This window comes from uncultured Bacteroides sp. (assembly GCF_910585845.1).
In the GTDB taxonomy this organism is placed as follows: Bacteria; Bacteroidota; Bacteroidia; order Bacteroidales; family Bacteroidaceae; genus Bacteroides.
Genome location: NZ_CAJUHF010000043.1, coordinates 22,272 through 30,521, shown reverse-complemented (window position 1 = coordinate 30,521; position 8,250 = coordinate 22,272). Strand labels below are relative to the sequence as shown.

General features: G+C 42.9%; 5 protein-coding genes and 1 pseudogene. All 6 read left to right on the top strand.

Features of this window, described 5'->3' with window-relative positions; translation table 11 throughout:
• Window positions 1-281: pseudogene (locus QZ323_RS11305) on the top strand (hypothetical protein); the annotation flags it as partial.
• A 354-nt stretch (window positions 282-635) separates the two neighbouring features.
• Window positions 636-1,106 carry a DNA-binding protein gene (locus tag QZ323_RS11300; protein WP_294634802.1) on the top strand — a complete coding sequence of 157 codons (471 nt, stop codon included), beginning with the start codon at window positions 636-638 and terminating at the stop codon, window positions 1,104-1,106.
• A gap of 68 nt (window positions 1,107-1,174) precedes the next feature.
• Window positions 1,175-1,783, top strand: a complete 609-nt coding sequence (locus QZ323_RS11295) for a thiamine phosphate synthase (RefSeq protein WP_294634800.1) — start codon at window positions 1,175-1,177, stop codon at window positions 1,781-1,783.
• A 67-nt stretch (window positions 1,784-1,850) separates the two neighbouring features.
• A complete protein-coding gene (locus QZ323_RS11290) occupies window positions 1,851-3,788 on the top strand; it encodes a DUF262 domain-containing HNH endonuclease family protein (protein ID WP_294634799.1) in 1,938 nt (645 codons plus the stop codon).
• 266 nt (window positions 3,789-4,054) lie between these two features.
• The gene (dnaB, locus tag QZ323_RS11285; RefSeq protein ID WP_294634798.1) at window positions 4,055-5,599 is read left to right on the top strand and encodes a replicative DNA helicase; all 1,545 of its coding nucleotides are present in this window, start codon (window positions 4,055-4,057) and stop codon (window positions 5,597-5,599) included.
• 170 nt (window positions 5,600-5,769) lie between these two features.
• Window positions 5,770-8,232 (top strand): phenylalanine--tRNA ligase subunit beta, encoded by a 2,463-nt coding sequence (gene pheT, locus QZ323_RS11280; RefSeq protein WP_294634797.1) that lies wholly within the window; start codon window positions 5,770-5,772, stop codon window positions 8,230-8,232.
• The last annotated feature ends 18 nt before the right edge of the window (window positions 8,233-8,250 follow it).

Genomic DNA, 8,250 nt, shown 5'->3' with positions numbered 1-8,250 from the left:
TAAAACAAGCAACGCAAACACATCCATATATAATAAAAAAAGAAAAAGAGAAAGAGAAAGAAAAAATATATTTCTTCTACAGAAAAAGAAGAAAAAGAAAAAGAAAAGGCGGAAAATATCGTAAACGACCGGAACGTCCCCGTCCGACAGTCCCTACCGCTCACGAGCAGCAGCTGGAAAAACGTCGTATGTACAACGGTCACCCCATCCCCGGCAACGCCCCTCTAAGTCCCGACAACCACTCCCTGTGGAACGACTGCCTGCAATGCAGGGAACCGTAGTACGGGTAAAAAGCCGCCGCATTTGCTGCCGCAACCCCTGGGGTTTGCTGGAACGTTGCCCCGCATTTGTCCGGAAAACCCCAGGAGAATCGGACACAAAGCCCGAGGAAATCCGGCAATTTATAGTCAAGCCAGCAACTTATAGTCAAAATGAAAAACCACACGAAAACTGACGAAACCTGTCATATCCTGACAAAACCTGACAGAAACTGACAAAACCTGATTTCCCCAATTTCACATGTCGTATCTTTGCGTCAGCAAGCAAGGAAAAGAGGTACCGCGGACCCGGTTTCCGAAGCCTGCACGGGAGGAACACCGAACCGATTCCAACAACAAACAGAAAATTACACGATTATGGCAAAAGCTTTAGCAATGCGCATACAGCGCCGCAAGAAAATCGGGGCCAAGAACTCCCCGCTGATCTACACCTTGGTACGCAAACCCAAAGATGCCAAGACCTACGATTTGGAACGAATCGCCACCGACATCGAAGCCTTGGGCGGTATGTCAGCCGAAGACGTGCTGCACGTGGCACGAGGACTCATCCGAAGTATTCGACAAATCCTGACGGACGGCAACACGGTGAAGAGCATCCGGCGCGTCAACACCCGCTTCATGGCAGACAGCTCACTCCGGTTAGTGAACGACACCAACGCCACCACCAAGGGCGCTCCGAACAACATCGAGTTCGAACTGGTGACGGCCGATAGCAGTAGCAGTTCCGGAAGTGAAGGAGGCTCCGGCAGTGAAAGTGGCTCTGGAAATGAAGACTGTCCCTATTTTCGCGGCTTTTTCCTACCGCACCCCCAAGATAACATATTTTAAAGGAAAACCTTTCCATCAAGAAGCATTTATCGTTAATTTTGCTCATTATTAATCGTATAACTAAGAAAATGAAGCTCATAGTCGTAACATCCCCCATATTTTTTGTGGAAGAAGACAAAATCATCACAATGCTTTTCGAAGAAGGATTGGATATTCTGCACTTAAGAAAACCGGAAACACCGGCCATGTATTCCGAAAGGTTATTAACGCTGATTCCCGAAAAATATCACAAACGTATCGTTACCCACGAACATTTCTATCTGAAAGAGGAATTCAACCTTATGGGCATTCATTTGAACAAACGCAATCCTCACGAACCACACGATTATGCAGGCCATATCAGTTGCACATGCCACTCCATAGAGGAAGTAAAAAACAAAAAACACTTCTACGACTACGTTTTTATGAGTCCTGTATATGACTGCATCACCAAACAAGATATCCTTTCTCCCTACACTCCTGAAGATTTACGCAAGGCAGGAAAAGAGAAAATTGTCGATACGAAAGTCATGGCTTTAGGAGGAATCACCCCCGACAACATTCTGGAAATAAAAGATTTCGGTTTTGGAGGCGCTGTAGTCATGGGTGACTTATGGAATAAATTCAATATCTGCACAGATCATGACTATATGAATATCATTCGCCACTTCAAGAAGCTGAAAAAGATGGCTGATTAAAGTCATACCGATAGTACACCGTTATGACGCGATACCTGCCGTTATTTTTAATAAATAAACTTTCAATATGAAATCTGATTTTAAAGGAATAGGATTTGGCAAACAAAATATTGCCCAAGTATTCGATGAGTGGTTTACCATTCCATCGTATCAAAGACATTACGTATGGGACAGCGACAATATATATGATATGCTGGAAGACTTTACGGCAAACTATATAGAATATGCTCACGAAGAATATTTTCTTGGTTCTTATATCATTCAAAACAAAGACAATAATAATGACTTGCTTGATGGTCAACAACGTATTACTACTCTCTTCTTACTTTTTGCATTCCTGAGAGATTTTGATAGATCTTCGAAGGATGTCAAGAAGAATTGTGAAAACCTGATTTTTCAGAAAGCAAATAAGATCAGACATATAGAAGAAAGAATTCGTCTGTCATACGAAATCAGAGGAAATGTAAAAAAGTTCATTGAGGAATATCTGATGAATTCAGGAAGCATAGAGAAACATTGGCTTGAAATAGAGCAAAAAGCCAACGACAAGAAAATGAGCATGTCTATTCAGAGAATGTGCAATGCCATTATGTGCTACAAGGACTATTTCACAGAACATTCTGATATAGATTTAGATGCATTTTTGGGATTCATCCTTAACAATGTCGTGATGATATACATTTCTGCGGATTCATTGGAAGATGCTTTCAGACTATTCTCCGTAATGAACGACCGTGGTCAAAAATTGAGTAATGCCGACATTCTGAAATCATCCAATCTTGAAAAGATCGATGATGACAAAGACATGAACAACTATGCCCGTGAATGGGAGAACATGCAAGAAGACCTTGGAAATGATTTCGATCGCTTTCTTGCATATGTTAGAACTATGCTTTTGAAAAGACGTCAGAAGATGAACCTGCTTGATGAATATGACAAACATATATTCAAAACCGGATTAATAAAACAAGGCAAGGAATTCTTCGACTATATATTTAAGGCATACGAAGATTACAACCGACTTATAAACCTAAACGACAACGATGATTCTGAATATTGCACATTAATTCGCATACTATTGAATTGTATGCCTTCAACAGATTGGATACCAGTAGTGCTGTCATATGGACGAAAATATGGAAGTAATGGACTTTTAAGATTCACACATAAAGTTGCATGTAAAAATATTGCGGATGCTGTATGTGGCAAAGTACCATCTCATCGTATCGATAACCTTGACAACATCATAGTTCTTATAGATGAGTCTTCTGATTATCATACAGTAATAGATGCAAAAGAGTATTATTCTTTCGATGAAAACATCTTTATGGAAAATGTCAAATCCGAAGTGTATGGACGAAGATATACATATGCCCTGCTGATGATGCTGGAGTACAAATATAAAGATAAATCGGAATGGAAAGAATTCGGCACTATCTCCATAGAACACATATTGCCACAAAATCCAAAATCAAACAGTGGGTGGATCAAGGATTTTGATGAGTCACAAAGGAATTATTATACACATCGAATAGGCAATCTCTGTCTGATCGGTCGTAGAAAAAACGCATCATTAGGCAACCTTGATTATCAGGAGAAATTAAAAAGATATTTTGAAAAGAGTATCGGTTCCTTTGCTTATACACAAAGGATATATAATAGATATCCATCGAAATGGACTCCTGTTACAGTTGAAGAGAATCAGCAAAATGTAATAAGCGATATTATGGAAATATTCGGAATTAGAAATGATAATTCCGAAACAACATATTCGGATTCAATAATAGAAAACAGTAAGATTACCAAAAATTATATGCAAATTCAAAAAGAAAAGTATGGTAATGCTTACGAGAAATGGACTAAAACGGACGAAGAGCTTCTACTGAGACTTTATAGAGAAGGTAAAAGTATAAATGAATTAATGACCGTATTCAAAAGGAATAAAGGCGGTATAGAATCACGAATAAAACGTCTATTGGAAATGGAATATAATAAACCTTTGTAGGAGACGTAATAATCCGCGAACTTCACTATCAAGTCTTTCTAAATACACGCGGAAAGACAGACTTTGGATAAATACAAAGAGTTCATGGCTAGATTTATAAAATCTTGCGCAAAGTGAACAAATAAAAACCATGGCGGAAACCGCTTTTTTGTTTGGTCGAATAGCGGCATTTTCGAGTAATAAGCATTATCTTTGCCCTCCTTTTTCTCTGAAAAACGTCAGTGGGAAGGGAATTACATAGTTTATAAATTTGTAGTATTCAAGATATGGCAGAACAGAAGAGAGCTCCCAGAAATAATTCCAAGGCCAAAGTGCAACCGATAACCGACTATGGACGCATCCAGCCGCAAGCGCCTGAGTTGGAAGAAGCTGTGTTGGGAGCATTAATGATAGAGAAAGATGCCTATTCGTTGGTAAGTGAAATCCTGCGTCCGGAATCTTTCTACGAACACCGGCATCAATTGATATATTCCGCTATTACCGACCTGGCTATAAACCAAAAGCCTGTGGATATTCTGACCGTAAAAGAGCAACTTGCCAGACGCGGAAATCTGGAAGAAGTGGGCGGTCCCTTCTATATCACCCAGCTAAGCAGCAAGGTAGCTTCTTCGGCACACATCGAATATCATGCCCGCATCATCGCACAAAAGGCATTGGCACGCGAATTGATCACCTTTACCAGCAATATACAGAGCAAAGCCTTTGACGAAACGCTGGACGTGGACGACTTGATGCAGGAAGCCGAAGGCAAACTGTTTGAGATCTCACAGCAGAATATGAAGAAGGATTATACGCAAATCAATCCTGTAATTGCAGAGGCTTATCAAGCGATTCAGAAAGCCGCTGCACGTACAGATGGTTTGAGTGGTCTGGAAAGCGGGTTTACCAAACTCGACAAAATGACTTCAGGATGGCAAAATTCCGATCTGATCATCATTGCTGCACGTCCGGCTATGGGAAAAACGGCTTTTGTGCTCTCCATGGCAAAGAATATAGCTGTGAATTTCCATAATCCAGTAGCTGTGTTTTCGCTTGAAATGAGTAACGTACAGTTGGTGAACCGTTTGATTTCCAATGTGTGCGAGATTCCAAGTGAAAAGATCAAGAGTGGACAGCTGGCCGACTATGAATGGCAGCAATTGGACTTCAAATTGCGCGACCTGCTGGATGCTCCATTGTATGTAGACGACACCCCTTCCCTATCGGTCTTCGAACTGCGTACAAAAGCACGCCGCCTGGTGCGCGAACATGGAGTGAAAATCATTATCATCGACTACCTTCAGTTGATGAATGCGAGCGGTATGTCGTTCGGTAGCCGTCAGGAAGAGGTAAGTACCATCTCCCGTTCGCTGAAGGGATTGGCAAAAGAGCTGAATATTCCGATTATAGCCCTGTCACAGTTGAACCGTGGTGTAGAAAACCGGGAAGGTGAAGAAGGAAAGCGCCCGCAGTTGAGCGACTTGCGTGAATCGGGAGCCATCGAGCAGGATGCCGATATGGTCTGTTTCATCCACCGTCCCGAATATTATAAGATTTATACCTCACAAGATGGTACGGATTTGCGCGGTATGGCGGAAATCATTATAGCCAAACATCGTAATGGTGCGGTAGGTGATGTCCGCCTGCGCTTCATCGGCCAATACACCCGTTTCCAAAATCCGGAAGATGACATGGTACTTCCGGATGGAGGCGGAAATCTGGTAGGATCGAAAATGAATGTGGCTACAGGCGATTCGGTTCCCCCACCTGTTGACTTTATTCCTCAGGCTGCCAACCCGTTTGGAGGATCGGACGGACCGCTACCATTTTAAGCCTGTAGATATTTGCAGAAGTTCTTTATAACATAGAGAGAGCCGGAATTACTTTTCATCAAGTAGTTTCGGTTCTTTTTTTATTATTTTCTTATCAGATAATTCCCTGTCATCCAAAAAAACTTTGTAATTTTGCGGGTCACTTTGGAAAACAATAAAAAAATAATGATATGAATATCTCTTATAATTGGCTGAAAGAGTATGTCGATTTCGATCTGACACCGATGGAAGTTGCTGCTGCACTGACGTCTGTGGGTTTGGAAACGGGAAGTGTGGAAGAAGTACAGACGATAAAAGGAGGACTGGAAGGTCTTGTTATCGGTGAAGTATTAACCTGTATTCCTCATCCAAACTCGGACCACATGCATGTGACTACTGTGAATCTGGGACAAGGAGAACCCGTGCAGATTGTATGTGGAGCGCCCAATGTAGCCGCCGGTCAGAAAGTTGTAGTTGCCACATTAGGAACTAAACTCTATGATGGGGATGAATGTTTCACCATCAAGAAATCAAAGCTCCGTGGCGTCGAGTCAAACGGAATGATCTGTGCGGAAGACGAAATAGGCATCGGCAAGGATCATGCAGGTATTATTGTATTGCCGGAAGATGCTGTACCGGGCACTCTTGCCAAAGATTATTATAATGTCAAAAGCGACTACGTGCTTGAGGTAGACATTACACCGAATCGTGCCGATGCTTGTTCACATTATGGTGTAGCGCGTGACTTATATGCTTATCTGATTCAGAACAACAAGCCGACCTCGCTGAAAAAGCCTTCAGTAGATGATTTTGCCGTAGATAACCATGATTTGGATATCAATGTTACGGTAGAAAACAGCGAAGCATGCCCGCGCTATGCAGGTGTGACGGTAAAAGGTGTAACGGTGAAAGAGAGTCCGGAATGGTTGCAGAACAAGCTCCGCATCATCGGACTGCGTCCTATCAATAATGTAGTTGATATCACGAATTACATTGTACACGCGTTCGGCCAGCCGTTGCACTGCTTCGACGCTGACAAGATCGAGGGTAACGAAGTGATTGTGAAAACCATGCCCGAAGGAACCCCGTTTGTCACACTGGATGAAACGGAACGTAAATTGTCCGACCGCGATCTGATGATCTGCAATAAAAAGAAACCCATGTGCATTGCCGGGGTATTTGGCGGACTGGATTCCGGTTCAACAGAAACGACTAAAAACGTTTTCTTGGAAAGCGCTTACTTCCATCCTACATGGGTACGTAAAACAGCCCGTCGTCACGGACTGAACACAGATGCTTCGTTCCGTTTTGAAAGAGGCATCGACCCGAACAATACAATCTACTGCTTAAAGCTGGCTGCCCTGATGGTGAAAGAACTGGCGGGCGGCACCATCTCTTCCGAAGTGAAGGACTTGTGCGCTGCTCCTGCACAGGATTTCATCGTAGAACTGGCGTATGAGAAAGTAAATTCACTAATAGGCAAAGTCATTCCGGCAGAAACCATCAAAAGCATAGTTTCCAGTCTGGAAATGAAGATAACCAACGAAACGGCAGAAGGTTTGACACTTGCCGTACCGCCCTATCGTGTAGACGTGCAGCGCGATTGCGATGTCATCGAGGATATCCTCCGTATCTACGGATATAATAATGTAGAAATCCCGACGACCTTGAAGTCCAGCCTGACGACGAAAGGAGAACATGACAAATCAAACAAATTGCAGAATCTGGTAGCCGAGCAGTTGGTAGGTTGCGGTTTCAACGAAATCCTGAACAACTCATTGACCCGTGCCGCTTATTATGACGGAATGGAGACCTATCCTTCCGGAAATCTTGTCATGCTGCTCAATCCGTTGAGTACGGATCTGAATGCCATGCGCCAGACTTTATTGTTCGGTGGCTTGGAAAGCATTTCCCACAATACAAACCGGAAAAACGCCGATCTGAAGTTCTTTGAATTCGGAAATTGCTACTATTTCAACGAAGAGAAGAAGACATCCGAGAAAACATTGGCCGCATACGCCGAGGACTATCACCTGGGATTATGGGTTACAGGTAAGAAAGTATCCAACTCATGGATACATCCCGATGAAGCAAGCTCTGTATATGAGTTAAAAGCATACGTGGAGAATATCTTCCTCCGTCTGGGATTGAACATGAAAGACCTGGTGGTAGGCAATCTGACCAATGATATTTACGCCACTGCCCTCTCTGTGCAGACGAAAGGCGGAAAACGTCTTGCCACGTTCGGTATTGTAGCCAAGAAAATCCTGAAAGCATTTGATATCACCAGCGAAGTGTACTACGCCGACCTGAACTGGAAAGAGTTGATGAAAGCCATCCGCTCCGTAAAAGTGGGCTATACGGAAATATCCAAATTCCCGGCTGTGAAACGTGACCTTGCTTTGCTGATAGACAAAAAGATACAGTTTGCGGAAATCGAGAAGATCGCCTACAACACAGAGAAGAAGTTGCTGAAAGAAGTCTCACTCTTCGACGTATATGAAGGTAAGAATCTGGAAGCCGGAAAGAAGTCGTACGCTGTCAGCTTCCTGCTGCAGGACGAGACGCAGACGCTGAACGACAAGATGATCGACAAGATCATGTCGAAACTCGTAAGGAACCTGGAAGAAAAACTGGGTGCAAAGTTGCGCTAATGAATGAATTAATAACCA